General features: G+C 76.2%; 20 protein-coding genes. 19 read left to right on the plus strand and 1 reads right to left on the minus strand.

What is annotated here, in order from left to right; genetic code table 11:
- The first annotated feature begins 4 nt into the window (after positions 1-4).
- From ACFZBX_RS09910 to ACFZBX_RS09935, 6 genes are all read left to right on the plus strand, one after another.
- Positions 5-244, plus strand: a complete 240-nt coding sequence (locus ACFZBX_RS09910) for an MbtH family protein (protein WP_391532699.1) — start codon at positions 5-7, stop codon at positions 242-244.
- Entirely contained in the window at positions 241-504 is a 264-nt protein-coding gene (locus ACFZBX_RS09915; RefSeq protein WP_391532700.1) for a phosphopantetheine-binding protein, read from the plus strand. The genes ACFZBX_RS09910 and ACFZBX_RS09915 overlap by 4 nt, the downstream gene beginning before the upstream one ends.
- Positions 501-1,928, plus strand: a complete 1,428-nt coding sequence (locus ACFZBX_RS09920) for a condensation domain-containing protein (RefSeq protein WP_391532701.1) — start codon at positions 501-503, stop codon at positions 1,926-1,928. The genes ACFZBX_RS09915 and ACFZBX_RS09920 overlap by 4 nt, the downstream gene beginning before the upstream one ends.
- Before the next feature lie 53 nt (positions 1,929-1,981).
- The gene (locus tag ACFZBX_RS09925; protein ID WP_391533075.1) at positions 1,982-3,850 is read left to right on the plus strand and encodes a N,N-dimethylformamidase beta subunit family domain-containing protein; all 1,869 of its coding nucleotides are present in this window, start codon (positions 1,982-1,984) and stop codon (positions 3,848-3,850) included.
- Between the two features lie 684 nt (positions 3,851-4,534).
- Positions 4,535-5,500, plus strand: a complete 966-nt coding sequence (locus tag ACFZBX_RS09930) for an RICIN domain-containing protein (RefSeq protein ID WP_391532702.1) — start codon at positions 4,535-4,537, stop codon at positions 5,498-5,500.
- 67 nt (positions 5,501-5,567) lie between these two features.
- Complete coding sequence (locus ACFZBX_RS09935; protein ID WP_391532704.1) at positions 5,568-6,056, plus strand: MarR family winged helix-turn-helix transcriptional regulator; 489 nt, start codon at positions 5,568-5,570, stop codon at positions 6,054-6,056.
- A 192-nt stretch (positions 6,057-6,248) separates the two neighbouring features.
- On the opposite strand, the gene ACFZBX_RS09940 is transcribed toward ACFZBX_RS09935, so the two are convergent.
- A complete protein-coding gene (locus ACFZBX_RS09940) occupies positions 6,249-7,127 on the minus strand; it encodes a BTAD domain-containing putative transcriptional regulator (RefSeq protein WP_391532705.1) in 879 nt (292 codons plus the stop codon).
- Between the two features lie 305 nt (positions 7,128-7,432).
- Here ACFZBX_RS09940 and ACFZBX_RS09945 point away from each other — a divergent pair, with 305 nt between their 5' ends.
- The 13 genes from ACFZBX_RS09945 to ACFZBX_RS10005 all read left to right on the plus strand — a co-directional run bounded on the left by ACFZBX_RS09945 (position 7,433) and on the right by ACFZBX_RS10005 (position 22,957).
- Positions 7,433-8,167 (plus strand): hypothetical protein, encoded by a 735-nt coding sequence (locus tag ACFZBX_RS09945; RefSeq protein ID WP_391532707.1) that lies wholly within the window; start codon positions 7,433-7,435, stop codon positions 8,165-8,167.
- Between the two features lie 69 nt (positions 8,168-8,236).
- Positions 8,237-9,376 carry a hypothetical protein gene (locus ACFZBX_RS09950; protein WP_391532709.1) on the plus strand — a complete coding sequence of 380 codons (1,140 nt, stop codon included), beginning with the start codon at positions 8,237-8,239 and terminating at the stop codon, positions 9,374-9,376.
- Between the two features lie 45 nt (positions 9,377-9,421).
- Entirely contained in the window at positions 9,422-9,853 is a 432-nt protein-coding gene (locus ACFZBX_RS09955) for a hypothetical protein (protein ID WP_380294759.1), read from the plus strand.
- Positions 9,854-9,939: 86 nt separating this feature from the next.
- Complete coding sequence (locus ACFZBX_RS09960; RefSeq protein WP_350547294.1) at positions 9,940-10,086, plus strand: hypothetical protein; 147 nt, start codon at positions 9,940-9,942, stop codon at positions 10,084-10,086.
- 14 nt (positions 10,087-10,100) lie between these two features.
- Positions 10,101-10,601 carry a hypothetical protein gene (locus ACFZBX_RS09965; protein ID WP_391532712.1) on the plus strand — a complete coding sequence of 167 codons (501 nt, stop codon included), beginning with the start codon at positions 10,101-10,103 and terminating at the stop codon, positions 10,599-10,601.
- 61 nt (positions 10,602-10,662) lie between these two features.
- Complete coding sequence (locus ACFZBX_RS09970) at positions 10,663-11,103, plus strand: hypothetical protein (RefSeq protein ID WP_391532713.1); 441 nt, start codon at positions 10,663-10,665, stop codon at positions 11,101-11,103.
- Positions 11,100-12,755, plus strand: coding sequence for a hypothetical protein (locus tag ACFZBX_RS09975; RefSeq protein WP_391532715.1), 1,656 nt, complete (start codon positions 11,100-11,102; stop codon positions 12,753-12,755). The genes ACFZBX_RS09970 and ACFZBX_RS09975 overlap by 4 nt, the downstream gene beginning before the upstream one ends.
- Entirely contained in the window at positions 12,752-13,177 is a 426-nt protein-coding gene (locus ACFZBX_RS09980) for a hypothetical protein (protein ID WP_391532716.1), read from the plus strand. Before ACFZBX_RS09975 ends, ACFZBX_RS09980 begins: the two co-directional genes overlap by 4 nt.
- Positions 13,170-14,528, plus strand: a complete 1,359-nt coding sequence (locus ACFZBX_RS09985) for a hypothetical protein (RefSeq protein WP_391532717.1) — start codon at positions 13,170-13,172, stop codon at positions 14,526-14,528. Before ACFZBX_RS09980 ends, ACFZBX_RS09985 begins: the two co-directional genes overlap by 8 nt.
- Positions 14,525-16,999: a hypothetical protein gene (locus tag ACFZBX_RS09990; protein ID WP_391532719.1), complete on the plus strand. Its 2,475-nt coding sequence runs from the start codon at positions 14,525-14,527 to the stop codon at positions 16,997-16,999. Before ACFZBX_RS09985 ends, ACFZBX_RS09990 begins: the two co-directional genes overlap by 4 nt.
- Positions 16,996-18,810, plus strand: coding sequence for a hypothetical protein (locus ACFZBX_RS09995; protein WP_391532720.1), 1,815 nt, complete (start codon positions 16,996-16,998; stop codon positions 18,808-18,810). The genes ACFZBX_RS09990 and ACFZBX_RS09995 overlap by 4 nt, the downstream gene beginning before the upstream one ends.
- Positions 18,807-19,139, plus strand: a complete 333-nt coding sequence (locus tag ACFZBX_RS10000) for a hypothetical protein (RefSeq protein ID WP_391532722.1) — start codon at positions 18,807-18,809, stop codon at positions 19,137-19,139. The genes ACFZBX_RS09995 and ACFZBX_RS10000 overlap by 4 nt, the downstream gene beginning before the upstream one ends.
- Entirely contained in the window at positions 19,136-22,957 is a 3,822-nt protein-coding gene (locus tag ACFZBX_RS10005; RefSeq protein ID WP_391532724.1) for a hypothetical protein, read from the plus strand. Before ACFZBX_RS10000 ends, ACFZBX_RS10005 begins: the two co-directional genes overlap by 4 nt.
- Positions 22,958-22,967: the final 10 nt, after the last annotated feature.

A 22,967-nucleotide genomic window follows, 5' to 3' on the forward strand; every position in this document is an offset into this window, starting at 1 on the left:
CCCCGTGAGCAACGCCGTGAGCAACGCCGTCAGCGCTGAAGCCCCGTACCTGGTGGTCGTCAACGACGAGGAGCAGCACGCCCTCTGGCCCGCCGCCGCCCCGCTTCCCGCCGGCTGGCGCGCGGAAGGGTTCGCCGGTACCGAGGAGGAGTGCGGCGAGCACGTCGACCGCGTCTGGCCGGACATCCGCCCGCTCAGCCTGCGCCGCCGCCTCGCCGAGCAGGCGGACGGGAGCGCCCGATGACCACCTCCGTCGACCTCGTCTCCGTCCGCGGCCGACTCGCCGAACTGGTCTCCGCCGCCACCGACGGGCAGCTCTCCGTCGCCGAACTCCTCGCCTCGGAGGATTCGTTGACCGCCCTCGGCGTCTCCTCGCTCGCCCTGTTGCGGCTCGCCGACAGCCTGGAGGAGGAGTTCGAGGTGCTGATCGACCTCGGCGACCCCGCCCTGCACGCCGCCGGCCTGACCGCCCTCGCCGCCCGACTGCACGAGCACGCCGGATGAACGGAGCGACCACCGCCGTACGCCCGGGCCTCACCGTCCCCTTCACGGGCACCCGGTCCGGGCGTGCCCCGCTCACCTGGGGCCAGCGCGCCATCTGGCACGCCATCGGCCGCACCGCGCCCAACGACCACTACTTCAACCTCGGCCGGGTCCTCCCGCTCGCCGACCGCGGCGCGCCCGTCGACGAGCCCGGGCTCGCCGTCGCCGTCGCCGCGCTGGTCGCCCGGCACGAGGCGCTGCGCACCCGGCTCGCCTTGGGGGAGGACGGCGAACCCGGCCAACTCCTCTTCGCGGAGGGGGAGATCGTCGTCGAGGTGCGGGACGAGTTCGACCCCGCCCGGACCGGTGAGGCCGCCCGGGAACTGCTGGCCGGCCTCACCGGGCGGCGCTTCGACTACACGGGGGAGTGGCCCGTCCGGTTCGGCGCGGTGCGGTGCGGCGGGCGGATCACCCACGCGGTGTTCGCCCTGTGCCACCTCGCCTCGGACGGGCACGGCGCCGAGGTACTGGTCCGCGATCTTCGGCTGCTGGTCCGCCGGGGTTCGGCGGGCCGGCCCGCCGCCGTCACCCCGTACGACCTCGCGCACCAGCAGCACGGCCCGGCCGGGCGCCGCCGGGGGGCGGCGGCGCTCGCCCGCTGGGAGGCCGACCTGCGGCGGATGCCGCCGACGATGTTCGCCGACCGGGTCGCCGAGCCGTGCTCGCCGCGGTTCTGGACGGGCCGGCTGGTGTCGGCGGCGCTGCCCCGGGCGGTGGACGCGCTGGCGGCCGTCCACCGGGTCAGCGGCTCCACCGTGCTGCTCGCCGCCAGCGCGGCCCTGGTCGCCGCCGACCGGGGCCACCCGGCGGCGGCCGTGATGCCGATCGCCGGGAACCGGACCGCGACGGACCACCGCGACCTGGTCAGCACCCTCTCCCAGGACGCCCTGGTCGTCCTCGACCTGCCCGAGGACCTCGACGGCGGCGCCGTGTTCACCGACCTGCTGCCGACCGCCTGGCGGGCCGCCCTGGCCGGCTACCGGGCGGCCGCCTACGACCCGGTGGAGTGGGACGCGCTGCTCGCGCGGATCGCCCGCGAGCGCGGCGCCGAGGTGCACCCGTACTGCTGCTTCAACGACATGCGGCTCGTCGAACGTCCGCTGTCGGCCTCGGAGTTGCCGACCGCCGAGGAGTTGGCCGGACTCCGCCGCCGCACCGTGCTGGACTTCCCGGCCACCCAGGAGCTGGTCGCCTGCCGGTACTGCCTCCACCTCACCGGCGACGACTCCGCGCTCACCGTCACCCTCACCGCCGACACCGCCTACCTGCCGCCGGCGGCGATCCACGCCCATCTGCGGGCGATCGAGGAACTGGTGGTCGCCTCCGCCGCCGGTGCCCCGCCCCGGCTCGCGTCGCTTCCCGGCCTGCTGGAACGGCTCTCGTGACGGCGGCCGACCTCGTGCCGCGTCCGCTGGCGAGTGCCGGGGCGACCTCCTGCGTGCAGGGCGGCCGGCTGCGCTTCCGCCTCGGCGGCCGGGGCGTCGAGGGCCGTCCGCTGCGCGGCCGGGTCGTCGTCACCGACGAGGTGAGCGGGGAGCTGCGGCTGAAGGCGGGCCTGGCCGGCGTCACCAAGTGGGAGCTCAACGTCCCGTCACACTGGCCGAGTTCGCTCTACCGGGCGAGCTTCCACGACGAGCGCCCGGAGCAGCACGCGCCCGAGCGCGACGCCGAGCACGAGGTGTGGTTCGCCGTGCGCGCCGCCTGTCCCGGCGTCGGCTCCGGGATTCTCGTCCCGATCCCGTTCGCCACCTGGCGCGCCTACCACCGGGCCGGCCAGCCCGGGCGGGGCCTCTACTACGCCGAGCAGCCCGGCCGCGCCGCCCGCGTCCGGCTCGACGCGCCCGGCGGCGGGCCGCCGCCCGAGCGCTGGGAGGAGCCGCTGCTGCGCTGGCTGCCCCGGGCCGGGTACCCCGTCGAGTACTGCTCCGGCTTCGACCTGGACGACCGGTCCTTCGCCGAATCCCTGTCCCGCTACCGGCTGTTGGTGGTCAACGGACACGACGAGTACTGGTCCGCAGGCATGCGCGACAGCGTCGAGGAGTTCGCCCGCCGGGGCGGCAATCTGGCGTTCTTCGCGGCCAACACGGCGTGGTGGCAGATCCGGATCGAGGACGAGCCGGACGGCGGCCGCTCGATGGTCTGCCACCGCGACGCCGCCGCCGACCCGGTCACCGCCACCGACCCGCGCCGGACCACCGTCGAGTGGTCCAGCTCCCCGGTGGACCGGCCCGAGAACGCCATGACCGGCGTCAGCTTCCGCAACGGCGCGGGCGCCTGGGGCGACGGCATGGCCGTCATCGGCCGCGAGTCCTACACCGTCCGGTTCGCCGAGCACTGGGTCTTCGAGGGCACCGGGCTCGCGGACGGCGACGCCTTCGCGCGGGGCTCGCTCGGCTACGAGACCGACGCCGCCGAACTCGACTGGTCCGCCGGCGTGCCCCGCGCCACCGGCCGGGACGGCACACCGCGCTCCTTCGCCGTGCTCGCCACCGCCGACCTTCGGCACTGGCGCCGCTACGGGCAGGGCGGCTGGGCGACGATGGGCGTCTTCCGGCTCGGCGCCGGCACCGTCTTCAACGCCGCCACCATCAACTGGGGCCGGGCGCTGGGTGATCCGGTGGTCGAGCGGATCACCCGCAATGTGCTGGACCGCCTCGGCGGCGCCGGGCCCGTGCCGCGCCGGCACGTCGTCGGCCGGGCGGACGGCGTGCGGGCGCTCGCCGCCTGCGAGGGGCTGCTGTTCGCGGTGGCCGCCGACGGCACCACCCTGCTGCACCGTGAGCCGTCGGACCAGAACCTCCCGTGGACGCCGTGCCCGCCGACGCCCGGCCCGGCCCCGCGGATCCGCTGCCTCACCGCCCCGCGCGAGGCCGCCGGTCCGGTCCCGCTCGCCCTGCTCGCCGTCACCGAGGACGACCGTCTCCTCGTGCGCGACCCCATCCCCGGCCCGGCCCCCTGGACCCCGATCGGCCGCACCCCGCCCGGCACGGCCGCCCTCGCGATGTGCGACGGCACCCTCTTCGCCGTCACCCCGCACGACGACACCCTCCACCACCGCCCCGCCACCGACCCTGATGCCCCCTGGCGCCCCCTCTGCCCCGCCGCCGGCGCCACCACCCTCACCGTCCTGGGCGGACGCCTCCACGCCACCACCCCCACCGGCCTGACCACCCGCCCCCCGACCACCACCCCCCACCCTCCCTTCACCCCCACCACCCCCTTCCCCCCAACCACCACCCTCACCTCCCACACCGGCCACCTCCTCACCACCACCCCCACCGGCCACCTCCTCACCCACCCCACCTGAACAGAAAGCCGACCAGCCCCCCTGCCACCCTCCCGGCCTGCGGGCGGGCGTGGGAAGTCGGCCAGGCCGACTTCCTGCTCCGGAGGGGAGGGCCGGGGCGACTCGGCGTGCCAGTAGTCGCCCCGCTTCCCGGGTCGGGGTGGGAGTGGAAAGTCGGCCAGGCCGACTTCCTGTGCCGGCGAGGGTGAGTACAGGGCGGAAGAAGCGTTTCTTCATTCCACCTGTCGCGCTTCCGGCGTGTGGTCGGAGTGGGAAGTCGGGTGGGCCGACTTCCTGCTCCGGAGGGGAGGGGTGGGGCGAGTTGGCGTTCCTGTAGTTGTCCCACTCCCTGGGGTGCGGGTGGGAGTGGAAAGTCGGGCAGGCCGACTTCCTGTGCCGGCGAGGGGGAGATCAGGGTGGCAGAAACGTTTCCCCATGTCTCCTGTCGCGCTTCCGGCTGGTGGTGGGAGTGGAAAGCGCGCCGATCCGCCCATGCGCCGGGCGGTCGACCGCCCCCGTGACGGCGTTCGCCCGGCGCATGGTCCGGACGATGCCGGATGGCGAGGGGCGGCGCCAGGGAGTCGGACCGTCCCGGACAGCCCGGGAGTCGTCCCGGCAGGTCGGGCGGGGTGTCCGGGACGCGGGGGTCGGATCGGCCGGACGTGCACTTGCCGGGCCGGGCGGGGCTCGGGGAGGATCTGCCGCATGCGGGAGCAGGACCGGGACGGGTCACAGGGGAGCGATCCCGGGCAGGGCGGGGCGAAGCCTCAGGATGCCCGGGACGCTGGGGAGTTCGCGGCGCTGCTGCGCGGATTGAAGGAACGGTCGGGGCTGTCGTTCCGGCAGTTGGAGGAACGGGCGGCCGAGCGCGGCGAGGTGCTGCCGCGCAGTACGGCGGCCGATCTGCTGCGGCGTGACGCGCTGCCGAGGCCGGAGGTCCTGCTGGCCTTCCTGCACGCCTGCGGGGAGGACGCCGACGCCGACGCCTGGCTCGCGGCGCGGCACCGGATCGCGGCGGGGCCGGACAACGAACAGGACAAGGAACAGGACAAGGAGCCGGAAGCGGTCCCCGCGCGCCGTCCCCGCGCCTGGCTGTTCGGCCTCGCCGCCGTCGCGGCGGCCGGCCTGCTCGGCGTCGGCGGCTACCTGCTGGCGACCTCGGGCGGGGACGCGGACGAGGCCCACCGGGGCTCGCCGCCGTCCGGCACCTACCGGATCCGTTCGGACGACTCGGGCCTCTGCTTCTCCGAGCGCGAGGACGAGGGCGCGGGCCACGTCTTCCAGGCCGACTGCGCCGAGGCCGTCCCGGTGTACTCCCTGGAGCCGCTGGACGGCGGGATGTTCCGACTGCGTTCGCTGCACCCGGTGTTCGGCTACGGCTGCCTGGGGGTGGAGAACGGCAGCACCCGGCCGGCCGCGCCGGCGGGGGACGACTACTGCGGCCACCGCGGCACCTCGGAGCGCTTCCGCCTGGAGGCGGTCGCGGGCGGCGGCTTCCGGATCGTGCCGCAGCACAGCGGCGCCTGCCTGACGGTGTCGGGCGGATCCGCCACCACACCGCGCACGCCGGTGGTCCAACTCGCCTGTGATCCGGCCGAGTCCGGCCAGGTGTTCCGCTTCGACGCGGTGCCGTCCCCGTCGGCCGTCCCGGACATCACCACCAACCCGTAGCCCGCGCGCGGCGCTGACCAGGGCCGCTCCGGTACGGTGTGAACCTTCGAGAGGAGGGGCGGAACGGATGTCCACAGCAACCGGGGGCGGTCTGAGCGCCGACGAGGCGGTCCGCGCGATGCTGCTGTTCATGCCGAGGGTGGCGGCACGGCTCAAGCGCACGCCGGTGCCCGAGCGGCTCCGGTCGGCGAACCTGGCGCCCCGGCACCTGTCGATGCTCTCCTACCTGGTGTTCGACGGGCCGATGCCGGTCAACCAGTTGGCGGCACGTCTCCAGGTGGCGCCCACCACGGTGAGCCTGATGGTGAGCGACCTCAGCCGGCAGGGCGTGGTGGAGCGGAAGTCGGATCCGGCGGACCGCCGTCGCACCATCGTCACGATCACCGAGGAGCCCGAGACCAGGGCGGCCATCGAAGGCTGGCTGGCCAATGGCGCGACCGCCTGGCGCAGCGCCTTCGAGCCGCTCGCGCCCGAGGAGCGCGCGCTGTTCGTCCGCACCATCGAGGCCTACGAACAGGGCGCCTCCGGCCCCGCCCGTCCGCAGCACCAGGACTGAGCGGGCGCCGGGCCCCGAGAGCCGCCGGTCCACGGCGGTTCCGGACCGCCCCCACAACACCGCGCCCCGGGTCCGCCGGGGGACGCGGACCCGGGGCGCGGTGAAGTCGCGCTGCTGACGCGCGCGTTCACCGGGCCTCTGTCGGGTCGAGGCCCGGCCTTGCGACTACCGTGGACCAGACCACTCGGGGTGTCAACGCGCGTCGCCCCGCACTACCCGAACGGGCAACCGCCGGTGCCCGTCGCCGTGCCGGACCCGCCCGAGCAGCGGGTCCTGGCGCAGGATGGCGCCGTGGACGCCGGCGAGCTCCGCGCCGGGCTCGATGCCGAGTTCGTCGACGAGCCGGCGGCGGGTCCGCTGGTAGAGGGCGAGGGCGTCCGCCTGACGGCCGGTGCGGTACAGCGCCCGCATCAGCAGGGCCTGCGGCTGCTCCCACAGCGGGTGGCCGGTGGCCAGCCGCCACAGCCGGGCGACCGCCTCCTCCGATCGGCCGAGCGCGAGGTCCGCCTCGGCCACCAGCTGTTCGGCGCCGAGCCGGACCTCGTCCAGCCGGGCGGCCTCCCACTGGAAGGCGGGCAGGTTCTGGAGTTCGCCGAGCGCCGGGCCCCGCCAGAGCGCCAGCGCCTGCCGGGCCGAGGCGTGGGCGGCCACCGGGTCGGCGGCGAGCGCGGCCCGGGCGGTGTCGAGGAGCCGTTCGGCGCGCCGGTAGTCGAGCTGCTCGTCCTGGACGGTGAGCACGTAGCCGGACGGGCCGCCGAGCAGACGGGGCGCCGAGCCGCCGGTGTCTTTGGGGCGGGCCAGGACGGTGCGCAGGCGGGAGACGTAGCTCTGCAGGGTGTTGAGCGCGCTCGCGGGCTCCCGCCCGCCCCAGACGTTGTCGATCAGCGGGCCGACCGGCACGGGGCGGCCGGGGGAGAGCAGCAGGGTGGCGAGCACCGCCCGCTGCCGGGCGCCGCCCACCGGCAGGGCCTCGCCGTCGAACCGGATCTCCAGCGGACCGAGCGCGCACAGCTCCCACGCGCCGTGGACTCCGCCCGCTCTGCCTGCTCCGCCGTCCGCGCTGCCGATCACGCTGAGCCACCTTCCCTGTCGTTCGTGTCCCGGTGCTTCAGGCCCGGTGAGCGAGCAGCGTGCTCTCTGCGCGTAGACGGCCACTCAACAGCGACTAAACGATTTGACCGTGTGCAGACTTCGTCGGCGATCCACCGCTGCCCTACCCGGCTTCCCTGTCGCCCATGCGCGTCATGCACGTGTTTTGCACGCGGTTTGCACGCGTCGACGGACACGCTCTGTTGCGGACGACGGCGACGACGGCGACGACACCGACAACACCGACAACGTCGACGACGCAGTCGGGGCAGACCGAGAGGGACGAGATGGACTTCCGCGACCGCACCCTGGTGCGACTGGCCGATCCGGAGCAGCGGGACCGGCTGTTCGACCAGCGGTCGCTGGAGAACCTGGTGGCGGCCGGCTACGAGACGGCGCCCGGCGTGACGGGGCCCTACCGGGCGGACTTCGCCGAACTGCGGCTCGGCGTCCGGCTGGACCGGCCGGTCACCGCCGAGGGCGGCTGGTCCGCGCCGGGCGGCACCCGGCAGGAGGGGCGGTTCACCCTCACCGGCCTCGGCGGGCCCGCCGCCGACGTGCTGTGGCGCGGCAGCGTGACGGTGCGCACCGGAGCCGGCGCCGACCGGGTGGACGCGGTGGACGCCGCGCCCCTCGGCCGGGCCGACGGGCCGGAGTTGACCGTCCACTACGCACCGGGCGCCGGGACGCCGCGCCCGGTGGCCCTGCCGGTGCTGGCGGCGCTGCTCGTCCGGGAGAGCGTCCGGCCCGCCGACCTGCTGGCCGAGAGCCGGGCGCTGGCCGACGTGCTGGGCGCGCTCGGCGTGGCGGCGGCGCCGGGCACGGTGCCGCTGGCACCGCGCGGCCGGGCGCAGGTCGGCTGGCTGGTGCCGCCGGCCGTGTTCGACGACCCGGACTGGCCGGGCGGCGCCACCGCCGCGGGGCCTGCCGAGCAGCGCGCCGCCCGCGCGGCCACGGCCGGGCGGCTGCTGGCCGCCCAGGGGATCGCCCTCCTGGTCGTGCCCGACGCGATGGCCGCCTGACGTCGTGACCTCCACAACCGACCGCTTCCACCGACCGGTCAGCCGACCGGATTGCAGGAGAGGAACGCCATGCCCACTGCCTACCCCTTTGTCGACATCGAGATCGACAAGTCCGGCCTGACGCCCCGCGTCCAGCCGTCCACCGGCGTGATCGCCGTCGTCGGCGCCACCCCGGACGGCGCGAGCGGCGGGACCGCCGCCGCCAACGTCCCGTACGTCGTCACCACCCCGGACGAGGCGCGCGCCCTGTTCGGCCAGGACAGCGTGCTGCAGAAGGCCCTGCTGCTCGCCCTCACCCAGGACCGGGTGCCGCAGAAGGTCTACGGCGTGCGCGTCAAGGGCACCGACCACGCCGCCGGACTGGCCGCCCTGGAGGCGGTCGACGACGTGTCCGTGGTCTGCCTGGCCGGCGTGACCGACATCGGCACCGAGACCCCTCCGGCCGGCCTGCACGCGCTGCGCGCGCACGTCGAGGAGATCTCCGCGAAGGGCCTGCGCCGGATCGGCGTCGCCATGATCGACCCCAAGGTGGAGAAGGCGCCGGACTACGTCGCCAAGGTGGTCACCCCGGCGCTGCTCAAGCTGCGCAGCGACAGCGGCCGGATGGTCCTGGTCGCGGCCCGGGGCGCGGACGCCGACGTCGCCGCCGCCACCGCCGCGGTGATCGCCGCGCACCCGCCGCACGCCTCGCTGCTGCTCAAGCAGGTCAAGGGGGTGCGGATCCCGAAGGAGAAGCAGTACGGGCCGTCGGAGATCATCGAGCTCTCCAAGGCCGGCCTGAACCCGGTGATCGACCCGGCGCTGATCGCGGGGGAGGGCCTGCACCTGGCGGAGGGCCAGACCTTCACCACCGACCCCGCGTACGGCTACATCGACCTGCGGCGGGTCGTGGACCACGTGGAGTTCCTGCTCCGCGCAGGGCTGATCGGCAGCGTCGGCGACGCCCGGATCACCCGTACCGGCCTGACCGTGCTCAAGCAGCGCACCGAGGGCATCCTCGGCGGCCTGCTGCGCGAGTCGGTGATCGCCGGCTTCGAGGTGCGGCTCCCGGTGCTGGAGGTCCTCGGCCGCCCGGAGGCGGAGTGGACGCAGGCGGACCGGGACGCCGTGCGCGTCGCGCGCGAGCAGCGGGCGGTCGACGTCCAGACCTCGATCACCTACGGCCCGGCCGTGCACCGCCTGCACGTCAAGCTCGCCGTCACCTACTAGCAGCCCGTCAAACCCGCCCGCCGAGGACTCTGGGAGCCCGCCACCATGGCCGACTGGAACACCCGCCTGGCCGTCGCGTACATCGACGACGCCGGCAAGAGCGCCGAGATCGCCCCGATCGACTCGATGTCGACCACCTTCAACCTCAACGCCGAGCCGCTGCACTCGCTGGGCGCGACGCACATCGGCGTCGTCTACCAGCCGTCGCAGGTCAACTTCTCGATGACGGTGAAGGCCATCGGGCCCGCCGCCGCCGAGCTGACCGCGATCGCGCTGCGCGGTGGCCGCTTCGACATCGTCCTCCAGGAGCAGTCGGGCACCGACTGGTCCTACCGGACCGTGGTCATGTCGGACTGCGTGATCACCGCCTCCGCGCAGTCGGCGACCGTCGCCGGCGCGCCGACCGTGACCTTCTCGGGCTTCTCGCTCGCGGCGAAGGTCGAGGGCAAGTCCGGGCCGGCGGTCTCGATCCCCTGATCCGCAGCGCCGCACCCGGCGCCGGCGGCCTCCCCGGCCGCCGGCCCCCCAAGCCCGACGAACCCGCCACGAACCGAGGAGCGCACGTGCCCGAGGCCGCGCACTACCACTTCCCGGTGGAGATCGAGGTCGCGCACGCGCCCCAGGTCGACCACCAGGCCATCGCCGACCTCGTGCTGGAGCGGCTCACCGCCCAGTTGGAGGCGCTCGACCCCGCCCCGCGCCGGGACTGAGGGGGAGTCCGATCGTGTCCAGTTTCCAGCGCTACGGGCCGCCGTCCCTGGTCCTGTCGGACGGGCTGGTGACCGTTCCCCTGTGGGCGGTGACCAGCCTGGACCTGAGCCGCCAGTACCAGTACGAGCGGATCGGGCCCGCCGAGGTGCGGGAGACCGTGGTGGTCTCCGGGCTGCTGGTCGGTGCCGAGCGATTCGCCTGGCGGGCGGCGCTGGAGGCGCTGGCCGAGCACGAGACCGGGACCGGCGCGTTCTCGGGCCGGTCCGTCGGCGCGGCGGACCCCGTCCGGCAGTTGACGCTGCTGGCCGAGTCCACCATCCGCACCGATCTGCGGATCGTCGCGCTCTCCTTCGCCGAGCGGGCCGAACGCCGGGAGGTCGTCGAGGTCACGCTGACCCTCGCCCACGCGCCCGAGTGGCGGGGCGGCGCGGACGCCTTGGCCGACGCGGCGGTGGCGGGCCTGTCGGCGCTCGCCGACTGGGAGGGCCGCCGCGGCCGGGACGGCCGCCGATGAACCGTTCCACGAGCCGTTCCACAAGCCGTTCCACAAGCAACCCGACGAGGGAGGGACACCGTTGAGACCCACCGCACCGATCCTCCGGCTGCTCACCCCCGCCGAGCCCGACCCGCTGCCGCCCGGCGCCACCGTGGTCGACGCCGCGCTGGACGGCGGCCTGCCCGAGTACCTGCCGCTCCACGCCGACCTCGGCGTCTTCGTGGTGGCCGTGCTCGGCCGCGCCGACACCTGGTACGACGCCGACCCTGCCGCCGTGGTCAGCACCCCCGCCGACCCGGGCCGGACGTTCCGGCTGATGCTGCGGGCCGGCGGCGCCCACGCCGGCGCGCTGCCGCTGACCGCCGGGGCCCGGCGCACCGTCGAACTGCCGGGCTCGCCCCGCCTCGCCACCGAAATCGCGGTGCTCGACTGGGAGTTGCGCGCCGGGTCGGTGCGCGGCGCGGGCCGCCACGGCTCCCGGATCCGGCTCGCCTGGTGGGACCTCGGAGGTGCGCCGTGAGCGACTGGGCCCTGCGGATCACCGGCGGCGCGGCGCCGTTGGAGCTCTCCGGAGCGCAGACCCGCGGCGTGGTCACCCTGCGGGCCGAGGCGGCGCTGCCGTCCGGTCTGGCCGCCGCCACCGTACGGCTGACCGTGCGCGGGCTGGCCGACGCCGTCGCCGACCGGCTGCTCGCGGGCCCCGGCCCGCTGGTCGCCGAGCTGTACCTGCACGGTTCGACGGCCGCGGCCGTCCAGCCGTTCGACCCGGCGGCCCGGGTGGCGGCGGCCGTCGTCGAGCGGGCGGTGCGCCAACGGGGCCGGTACGGGCCTGAGTTGCGGCTTGACGGGATCGACGAGGCCTACCACCGGCTGTCGGCCGCCGTCCGCACCCCGGTGCCGGCCGGCGACCACCGCACCCAGGCCGCCGAGCTGGGCCGCCGGGCGGGCGTGGCCGTTCAGGCGCACGGCGCGCCCGTGCGCAGCGGACCGCTGGCCGCCGGGCCCAGCCACCTGGAGCACCTGGCCGGCCTGGAACGGGCGCTGGCCGAGCACGACGGCCGCGGCGGGCGCGCCCTCGCGCTGTTCCGCGACGGGGTGCTGCACCTCGGCGCCCGCCCGGCCGCCCTGGTCGCCGCGTACGACGTCCGGCCGCGCTGGACCGAGGAGTTGGGCGGCGCCCGCGCCGACCGTCCCGCCGTCCGGCTCGGGCTGCCCGGAGACGCCCGGCTGCTGCCCGGCGACCTGGTGCGGCCCGCCGCCGGGGCGCGGCCGCTGTACGTCACGGCGGTGCGGCACACCCTCGACCGGGCGCACGGCTTCACCACCGTCGTCGCCGCCGTCGCCGTCACCGGGCCCGACGAGGCATGGGACGGGCGGCCGGGCGCCGCAGACCGGGTCACCGTCCGCTCCGAGCCGGCCGCCGACCCGGCCGCCGCGGCCGCCCGGGCCGTCGCCGGCCTCGGCCGCGCCGCCGCCGCCCGCGCCGCCGTGCCGGAGGTCGCCGAGGTGCGCGGCGCGGACGGGCCCACCGCCACGGTCTGGCGCGGGCTCGCCCCCGGCGACGGCGAGCCGATGCAGCACCGGCGGCTGGACACCGCCCGCGGCGAGCCGGACCGGCTGCCCGGTGTCGGCTACGCCACCCCGTTCGCCTGGGGCCGCTACGGCCTGGTGCTGCCGCGCTACCCCGGCACCCGGGTGCTGCTGGTGCCCCGGCGGGGCCGGGCCGACGACGCGGTGGACGTCGGCGCGCTCTGGCGGGACGGTGAGGGCCCGGCGGCCCGGTCCGGTGACTGGTGGCTGCACCTGCCCGCCGCGGTGCCGGCCGGCCAGCGGGGCGCGGTCGGCGACGACCGGCCCGGTGCCGACCCGGGCGACCGCGCCAGCAACGACCTCACCGACGCCGACGGCAACCGCGTCATCGAGGTCGGCGAACTCACCGTCCGGGTCGGGCGCAAGGCGCTGCACGGCGCCGGCGTCCGCCCCGAGCGCGCCCGCGCCGAACACGCCGTCACCATCGAGCACGCCGACGGCGGGGCGTCCGTGGTGATCGCCGCCGACGGCACCATCACGCTCACCGGCAAGAACCTGCGATTCGAGGCACAGGAGACCATCGCGATGAAGGCGGAGAACGTCAAGGTCGCCGTCACCGGGCACATGGACGTGACCGGATGACCGCCGCCTGGAACCTCGCGGTCGGGCCGTCCGCCGAGCCGGTGCCCGCCACCGACCCGCTCGCCGCCGACCTGCTGCTGCGCGACGGCGACCTCGCCGTCGTCACCGGCCCGGACGCCGTCCTCCAGTCGGTGCGCCTCGCGCTGACCACCGCGCTCGGCACCGATCCGCTGGACCGCGGCTTCGGCTTCGACGGCCTGCGGGTGATCGCCGAGGAGCGCACCCCCGAGTTGGTCCGCGAGCGGATCCGGCTCGCCGTCCTCGCCGCCCTGCGGCGCGACCCCCGGGTGCGGCGCGTCCTCGACGTCCGGGTCGACGACCCGTCCGGCGCCGACCGCGCCCTGGTGGTCGGCGCGGTCCTGGAAACCGACACCGGCGCGGTGCTGCCGGTGACCCTCACCACCGGAGTGCAGCGTGCCTGACCAGTCCTCCCCGATCACCCCGACCACCCCGATCACCCCGAGCCCGACCGGCCCGACCACCGAGGCCGCGTACGGGGTCACCGACCACGGCTTCGTGCCCAAGCCCTACGCCCGGCTGGTGACGGAGCGCTTCGAGCTGGCCCGCGAGGTGTTCGGCGCCGACCTCGACCTCGGCCCCGGCTCGGTGATCCGCCGCCTGCTGGAGGTCACCGCGCTGGAGGACGCCCGCACCTGGTCGGCCCTGGCCGGCGCCTACGACGACACCTTCGTGTCCACCGCCGGTGGTGCGGCGCTCACCGCCCTCGGAGCCGAACTCGGCCTGCCCCGACCCTACTTGGAGGCGTCCGGCGAGCTGAGGCTGACGCTGCGCGGCACGCCGTCCCTGCCGGTCGTGGTGCCGCGCGGCGTGCGCCTGCTGACCCCGCGCGGCGACGACGCCGCCACCGACGCCCGGGTGGAGCTCTCCGTCCAGCAGCCGCAGGCCACCGTCCCGGTGGTCGCCTTCCACCCCGGGCCCGGGGGCAACCTCGACTCGGCCCGGCCCGAGCAGCGGATCACCGCCTGGAATCCGCAGGACCCCTGGCGCGCCGAGTTCCTGGCCGTCGGCCCGGGCAAGGCCGGCGTCGAGATCGAGATCGACGGCGCCGCCGCCCGGCTCACCGGCGGCGAACGGCGCTGGCCCGACGCCCGCTACCGCCGGCTGCTGCTGCGCGCGCCGCGCTCGCTGTGGAACGCCGAGGCGATCCGGCTGGCCGCCGCCATGGTGCCCGGCGTGCGCCAGGTCCAGGTCAGCGACGTCTACGGCGGCCTGGACATCCACCAGTCGATCTTCGGCACCCTCGACGGCAACTTCATCGACCGGCTGTTCGGCGACGAGGCCACCGCGGCGAGCCCGTTCGGACTCGACGTCCTGGTGGCGCCGACCCCGGCCGCGATCTGGGGCGGCCCCGGAGGCGGCGGGCTGCACGACGCCGTCCGCCGGGCGATCGACGACCTGCGCCCGCTCGGCGTGGTGCCGCGCATCCGGCCCGCCGTGGAGGTCGGCGTGGTGCTCTCCGCCCGGCTGGTGCTGCGCGGATCCACCACCCCGCCCGACCAGTTGAAGGCCCGGCTGCTGGCCCGGGTCGCCGAGTACGTCGACGGGCTCGGCCTCGGCGAGGAGGTCCGGCACGCGGCGGTGCTCGCCGCGATGATGGCCGAGCCCGGCATCGCCGACGTCGTCGACCTCAAGCTGACGAAGTTCCCCTCCGCCCTGCACGCCGGGGCGGTGCCACCCGCCGGGCCGAACGTGCGGCTGGCGGCCAATGAGATCGCCGTGCTCGTCGAGGACCCGAAGGGGCTCACCCAGTGACCGCCCCCGCGACCGTCGAGACCCCGGCCGCCGCCCACCGGGCGATGGCCGACCACCTGCCCGCACCGCTGCGCGCCGCCGTGCACGACGAGCCCGTCCCGCTCACCGCGGCGGACGGCCGCCTCACCGGGCGGCTTCCGGCGATCCCCGGACCCGGCACGGGCACCGGACCCGGTACGGGCACCAGCACCGGCCGCCCGCTGATCCTGGCCGGCCCGGGCCGCGACCTCGCCGAGCGGGCCCTGCGGCTCACCGCCACCGTGGCGGGCGTGGCCCAACCACCGCTGCTGGTCCCCCCGTTCACCGAGGCCGACGCGCTGCACCCGCTGCCGCTCGGCCCGGAGCAGCCGGCCGGCGCCCCGTTCGAGCTGGCCGCCGCCTGGCTCGACGGCGACGGCGCCGCCCACCCGCTGACCGCCGCCGAGGCCGCCGGCCTGCTGCGGGTGCGGCAGCTGTCCGGCACCACGGCCCGGCTGCTGTACGTGCTGGGTGCACCGAAGGCCGAGATCCGCCGCACCGCCCGGCAGATCGCGGCCTCCCGCACGCTGGCCGGCGCGCGCTCCGGCGCCCTCGACGAGCTCGGCGCCGAACTGGAGGCGCCCCGCTTCGCCGAACGCCTCACCGTGCGCCCGGACGGCGCGGACGTCCAGCCGGCCCGCGAGAGCGACCAGGAGTACCGCGCCCGGCTCGCCGTGCTGCGCCCGTGGGCGGTCCCCTCGCCACAGGGCCTGGCCGGGCTGCTCAACGGTGCGGCACCGGACGGCGGCGGAGGGCCCGAAGGCGGTGCGCCGAACGGCGGTGCGCTGGCCCGCTTCGCGGTCCCCGCGCCGTTCACCGTCGAGGACAGCGCCAACGGCCTGGCCATGGCCTTCCTGGTCACCGCCCCGGGCGGCGGCGGCGAACTCGACCGGCTCACCGTGCTCGACCAGGTCCGCGCCGTCCACCTGGTGCACCCCGGCCCGGACGGTGACGCGGTGCACGCCGCCCGGCCGCTGCCGGCCGACCGCCGGGCCCGCGACGAGCACCTGCGCGCCGCCCTGCGCACCGGCTGGACCTTCGCCGACCGGGCGGCCGTGCAGCCCGCGCTGGCCCGCGGCCTGGCCGCCGCCCTGGTCCGGCTGGCGGCCTGCCGCAAGGCCCTGGGCGCCACCGCCCGCGGCACCCTGCTGCGGGTCCAGGACCGGGACGGCGGCAGCCGCTACGAGCTCGGCATCGGCGCCGACCTGACCCCGCTCAGCGCCGCCGAACTCACCGCGCTCGCCGCCCGGGTGCGCACCCCCGAGCCGTCCGTGCCCCTGGAAGTCCCCCCGGAGATCCACCCGGAGATCCGCGCGCTGATCGCCGAACTGCGCCCGCCCGCCGACCCGGCCGACGACCCGGACGGCCGCTGGCTGCTGGCCCCCTGCGGCCTGACCACCGTGCACCGGCTCGCGGCGGACCGGCTGTTCGTCTCGCACCTGCCCCTGCACGGAATGGTCCTGGACCGCGACGCCGACCAGCTGCGCGCCCGCTACACCGCCCGCCAGGACGAGCGCACCCACGCCGTGCTCGGCGACGGCCTCACCGCCGCCCTGCGCGCCTGGACCCCGCACGGCGCGGCGACGACCGTCCTCACCGACCGGCCCGCCGCCGTGCAGCGGCTGCGCGCCGAGGCCCAGCAGCTGACCGCCGCCGACCCGGTGACCGCCGCGTTCCGGGCCGCCGGCCTGCCCGCGGTGTCCAACCCGCTCCCGGCGATCGACCAGCTGCCGCCGCTGCCCGCCGAGCTGTACACGGTGATCACCCTGCCCGGGCAGCTCGGCACCGACTTCCTCGCCCGCCAGGCCGAGGCCGTCGCCCAGGTCCGCCGGCTGGTCGGCCTGCTGCGCGACCAGTGGCTGGTCTCCGCCCTGCCGGTGGTGCTCGCCCCGGCCGGCGGCACCGGCACCCGCACGCTCGCCCTCGTCGTGGGCGCCGTACCGCTGCCGCAGGTCGGCACCAACCTCAACCGCCGCCGCGCGGTGGGCTTCCGCTGGCAGACCGTGCGGATGCGCGGCGCGCTGGCGCTGTCCGCCACCACCGGCGCCGCCACCACGGTCGGCAGCCCGGACGGGGGCGTGGGCGTCGTCCTCGCCCTCGGCTACGCCCGTCGGCGGCGCACCGACCCGTACGAGTTCAGCGTCGACCTGCCCGCCGGCACCCTCGACCACCGGCAGTACGAGGCGCTGATGAACCTGCTCGACCGGGTCCACCCGGCGGGCACCGCGGTCGACACCTCACCGATCCGGCGCGCCCGGGTGGTGCTGGGCACGGGTCCCGACCCGACCCCGCTCACCCCCGAGCAGTCCCGGCTCTACCGGGACTACCGGCCGAGCCGGGGCCACCTCGCCGACCGGGTGTTCAAGCCCGTCACCGCGGGCCTCCAGGTCGGCGTCCGTGCCACCGTCCGCGTCGACACCTACCTCAAGCCTCGCAAGGGGGAGAAGCCGTGACCCAGCCCGTACCGCCGATGCAGCGGCCCCGCTACTTCGACTACCAGTTCCTGCGCGCCGACGACTTCGACACCGAGCAGCGCTACCACCGCTCCCGCCGCGAGCTGCTCACCGCGCTGTTCTACAGCCCCGGCGTGGTCTCCGGCCTCACCGTGACCTGCACCGACACCAGCGTCACGGTCGCCGCGGGCTACGCCGTCGACCGGCTCGGCCGGCTGGTCGTGCTGCCCGCCGCGACCCCGGTGCCCGCCCCGGGCGCCGGCGACCTGACGCTGACGGTCGCCGTCCGCTACAGCGAGCGGGCCACCGACCCCAGCGACGAGACCGGCGTGCCCGGCGAGACCCGGTGGACCGAGGAGCCCAAGGTCGAGCTGGTCGGCGTGGTCACCTCCGACCACCTGGTGCTCGGCACCTTCCGCCGGTCCGCCGGCAAGGGCACGGTCACCACCGCCGGACGGGTCGCGGCCGGCCTGGTGATCCCCGGCCAGTACACCGTGAAGGGAAGTCTGACGGCCGAGGGCGACCTCACCGGCGCCAACCTCACCGCCAAGGACGTCCGGGCCACCGGTGCGATCGTCCCCTCGGTGGGCGCCACCGCCGCCAACGGCATCATGTTCCCCCGCGACCCCGGCGGCGGCTCCGGCGACGAGGCCTTCATCCGGTACTTCCCGTACAACGGGGAGCGCACCCAGCTGGTGCTCGGCACCGGCAACGACCCCGACGACCTGATCGACTTCTACCAGGCGGCCAGGACCCGGCTGCGGCTCGGCGGCGGCATGCTGCACACGGGCAGGCTGGACGGCGACACCGCCGTCGCCGGCGAGGTGCTCGGCGCCCTCGGCTTCCACGGCCACGGCGTCCAGCACGCCCAGTTCTCCTTCCGGGCCGGCCGGGGCTTCGAGTTCGTCGACCGCAGCGCCGACTGGCCGTCGCTGGAGTACGCCGCCGACAGCAAGCCCTACGCCGACGTCTACGCCCGCAACCTCACCGTCAACGACGTGACCGCCCGCAACCTGGCCGTCAACGACGTGACCGCCCGCAACCTGGCCGTCAACGACGTCCGATCCACCGGCGACGTGTACCTGGGCCGGGACAAGACCCTGGTCGGCGCCGGCAACCTGCACCTCGCCGGGCCCGGAAAGACGGTCATCAGCAACCAGTACTTCGGCAGCAGCGGCCTGCTGCACGTCCAGGGCGGCCTGTCGATCGGCGACTACGAGCCGGCGCTCAACCGGATCACCTCCTGGGACGCCAACTTCGGGGGCGGCATCTACCTCGGCGGAACGATCGGCGACTTCGGCACCGCCACCGTCCGGATGTACAACAACGGCGACATCCGCTGCGCCGGGATCGTCTACGCCAAGGAGAAGAAGTTCCTCATCGACCACCCGCTCGACACCGAGCGGAAGTACCTTCTGCACACCGCGCTGGAGGGGCCGGAGAACGGCGTCTACCAGCGCGGCGAGGGCCGGCTCGCCGGCGGCCGTGCCGTGGTCGAACTCCCGGACTACTTCGAGGCGTTGACCCTGGCCGAGGGGCGGACCGTGCAGCTCACCCCGGTCTTCGAGGACGACGACGAGCCGCTCTGCGCGCTCGCCGCCTCCCGGGTGCGGGACGGCCGCTTCACCGTTCGCACGGTCGACGGCTCCCCGGCGGCGCACGCCTTCCACTGGGAGGTCAAGGCCGTGCGCGCCGACATCGAACCGCTGACGACCGAGGTCGACAAGGCCGAGTTCGACCGCCGGCACGAGGCACCGGCCACCGCACCGATCACCGCACCGGCCACCGCGCCCGTCGGGGAGGCGGGATGACCGCCGCCCCCGGGGCGCGCTCCGTCACCGCCACCCCCGGTACCACGCCGGCCAACGGCGCCTGGGCCGCCGTCACGGTCACCACCACCGCGGCGTCCAGGCTGCGGGTCGACGGCAAGCCGTTGCTGCTCACGGCGAGCGGCTCCTTCCACTTCACCTCCAACAGCGGCGCGCTGGACGCCACCGTCGGCCTGGAAGGCGCCGGCGCCCGGCTGCGCTGCGACGGCCGGCCGGTGCTGCTGGCCGGCGATGCCGCGTCCGACGGCTACGGCAACACCCTCACCGCGGCCGACCCCGGCCGCCTGCGGACGGAACGGCGCCCCGCATGATCCCCCAGGTCACCGTCCCGGTCCGGCTGCGCCTCGACGCGACCGCCGCGGCCGAGGGCTCCTACCGCCCCCGGCTGCGGGCCGCGCTCACCCGCGCCCTGGCCAGGGCCGCCGCCAACGCGCCGGTCGGGGCGGTGACCGCGCCCGCGTTCCGCTGGTCCGGGCCCGGCGTCGCCGAGCTCCCGGCCGGGGCCCGCGAGCGCCTCGAAGGCGAAGTCGCCGCGCTGATCCAGGAGTTGACGGCGACACCGGCCCTGCCCGCCGGACCCGCCGGACCCGCCGCCAGGCCGGCCCGACTCGACGCCGTCCCGGCCGGGTTCACCCTGCGCCCGCGCTCCGCCTACGACATCGCCGAGGAGGGCCGCCCCGCCGTCTGGCTCACCGAGCCGATGACCGTCCGCGAGGCGGCCCGCCGCCTCTACGGCCGCCCGGACGACTGGCGCCTGCTCGTCTACTGGTACAACCGCGACCTCTGGGCCGCCGAGCACGACCTCGCCCACGGCCTGCCCGACATCGCCGACCGCCCGCTGCCGGTCGGCCGGCGCCTGCGCGTCGAACCCGGCCTGCTGCCCGAACAGCTGCGCGCCCAGGTGCGGTTGGCCGCCGCCCGCCGCCAGTCCGGTGAACTCGACCAGACCGGCGGCGCCCGGCTCGTCGTCGAGGGATCCGACCAGAGCGGCACGGTCCCGCGCGGCAGCACCGTGCGGATCGGACTGCGCCTGCCCGAGGACGTCTACCCCGTCGGCGTCGAGTGGCGGCTGCGCCCCGACCCCGTCCACCGGGCGCTCGGCGGCGGCCTGGTGGACGCCGTCCGCAACGGGCCCTCCGGCCGCCTGACCGGGGCGGAGAACACCGAGCCCCACCGCTGGGACCTGCCCGCCGACGCCGCCGGACTGCACATCGTCTCCTGCCGGCTGTTCCGGGACGGCGAGTTCTGGCAGGAGCTCTGGACCTCCCTGCTGGTGCTCAACCCCGAGGACCTCGCCCGGATCGTGCTCCGCTCCGGCGCCGCCGCACCGGCCGGCCCGGCCGAGCTCCGCGCCGGACTGCTGACCGCGTACGAGGAGCGGATGCGCGGCCTCGCCGCGCCCCGCGCGCGGCACGGCGGCGGCCCGTACCTGGTCGCCGAGCCGGACGGCCCGGCGACGCCGGGCAGCGAGGTCCGCTACCAACTCGTCTGGCCCGACCGCCCGGAGGAGGAGGTCCGGCTGCGCTGGCAGGTCCGCGCCCTCGACCCGCCGCCGCCCGGCGAGTACCGCGGCGAGCTCGGCCGGGGCGTGGCGGCCGTCTCCCCGGGCCTGCTGCGGCCCGAGATCCCCACTGGACGGCTCGCCCCCGGGCGCGCCTTCAACGACTTCTGGAAGGTCCGCTGGGCCGACCAGCCCGGGCGCTACGAGATCGGCTGCGAGCTGACCTGGAGCGGGGGCGTGCGCCACGCGGTGCTGGAGCAGCGGGTCGCGGTCGAACCCGGCAGCCGCCCGGGGTCCGCGCCGGACGGCCCGCACGCGGCGCACCGGCAGCTGACCGAGGACCTAGCCTTCGTCGACCGCACCCTCGCCCGCGGCGAGGCGGTGCCGCTGCGCGCCGCCTGGGTGGCGGGCGAGGGCGAGCCGACCGGCGTCCCCCTCCAGCTCTACGTCACCACCGCCCCCGACGCCCCGGCCGGCGGGGTGCGGCTGCGGATCTGGGACCACTCGCCGTCCGGGCGCCGCCGCTCCTACGAGGGCGGCGGCGACACCCCTCAGGAGGCCCTGGACCGGGCGCTCGCCGACCTCGCCCGGGTGCCCTACCCCAAGGGCGTCGTGCTCGCCGAGACCGACGGCTTCACGCTGGCCGGGCGGGCGTTCCCGGCGCGCGCCGTCGTGCTGCGCTGCTCGGGCGAGATCCCGCTCGCCTCGTTCCTGGCCGCCTCCTCGACCTTCCTGTTCGTCGGCGGCGCCGTCCTGTCGATCGCCGGCGCCCCGTACGTGGGCGCGCCGCTGATCGCGCTGTCGCAGGCCGGCGGGGCGGCGGCGGCCGTGGTCCGGCTGCGTGACCGCGCGCTGTCCGGGGACCTGAGGGCGGACGAGCAGACCCTGCTGGACGCGCTGGACCTCGGCGGCAATGTCACCGGGGCCGTCGGCAAGGGCGCGAAGGTGCTGCGGATCACCAAGGGGGCCGGGGCGCTGGCCTTCGTCGGCGAGGTGGACGGCGTCCTCGGGAACGTCCAACTGGTCGTCTCCAACGTGGATCTGGCCTACCGCCTGGACGCCGCGGTGGCGCGCGGCGAGCAGCGGGAGATCCTCGGTGTGCTGGGGGAGGCGGCGGCGTCGGGCGCCCTGCTGAAGCTGGGCGCGCTGGCCGAGGACGCGGCGGAGGACGGCGCCGCCGTCGCCACCGGCGCCCCGGTGGTGCTGCGGCACGCCACCGTCGACCCGCGCTTCATCGCGGCGCTGCCCGCCGAACTGCGGGACACCGTCGAGGTGTTGGAGGACGGTGGGCGCACCGTCCAGGTCCGGCACGACTACGACCGGCTGGGCCGGGGCCGGATGTGGATCGCCGCAGGTCCCGACGCCACCGCCGAGGACGCGGCGCACCACCTGGCCGCGATCCGCGCCGTGCAGGACGCCCAGGGTCTGCGCGGGGGCCTGCGGACCCTGGTCGAGCAGACGGGCGCCCTGCTGGACGGCGCGTACGTCCCGGTGCCCGGCACCAGGGCCTGGGACGCCGCGCGGGAGATCGAGAAGCTGACGTCGATGATCAATGCCCTGCGGGGCGGGAGCCGCCGGGACCGGGCGAGGATCGCCGACCTGAAGCGGCAACTCGCCGGGCACCGCCGCACCCTGGCCGAGCGGAGCACCGAGCAGGGCGGCGTGATCGCCGCCGAGGGCGGGCGCCGCCGCAAGCGCGGCGAGGGCCCGGTGCGGCTGGACCCGGCCGGCCAGGCCCGGGCGGCGGAGAAGGTGCAGCGCACCGACCGGGAGCTGGCCCGCTCGGCGGCCGCCACCGCGGCGCAGACGGCCGCCGCCGGCGCGGCCGGCCTCGAACTGGCCGGCCGGATCCAGGGCCGCCCGCCGCGCCCGGCCGCGCTGGACGCGTGGTTCGGCCGGGTCGGCCGGCTCCCGGACGAGGACCGGATCGCCGCACTCGACGCCTTCGTGGCGCAAGGCGTCCGCTCCCCGCAGGAGTTGGAGTACCTCGCCTGGCTCCGGGACTCCTGGGCGCTGCGGCACGAGGCCGACGAGGCCGGCGGCGCGGTCCGGGCCGGCGGGGGAGAGAAGGCCAATCTCACCACCGCGCGCGAGGCGGGGGAGGGGGAGGTACGGGAGAAGAGCCGGCCCCTGATCGAGGTGATGCGGATCAAGGGGGAGAACTACCGCAACCGGAGCCGGATCGACTTCGACGAGGTGACGGGCCGCGAGGCCTGGGAGGCCAGGGTGGCCCGGGCGGTCGCGGAGAAGACCGAGCCGCCGACGCTGGACACCGACCACCTGGTGGCCCTCGACCGGATCACCAAGCTGGACGAACTCGTCCCGGTGCTGCGGCTCTACCTGGCGGCCTCGCGCGGGGTCCGGGCGGAGCTGTACGAGCACCTCAAGAACCTCGGCGACCACGAGGACAACCTGCGCCGGATGGACGGCCCGGCCAACCGCAGCAAGAACAACCGCAGTTGGCACGACATCGGCTACGACGAAGCGGCCCGCTACGGCTACACCCCGAAGCAGGTGAACGCGATGCGGGCGCTGGAGGACGCGGCGCTGGCCGCCATCCTGCGCCGGATCGAGAAGCTGCGGGCGGACTACGAGGCGCGGGTGCACGGCGGCGTCACCGGGAGCTGACCGCCGGGCC

Source organism: Kitasatospora sp. NPDC008115 (genome assembly GCF_042957205.1).
In the GTDB taxonomy this organism is placed as follows: Bacteria; Actinomycetota; Actinomycetes; order Streptomycetales; family Streptomycetaceae; genus Kitasatospora.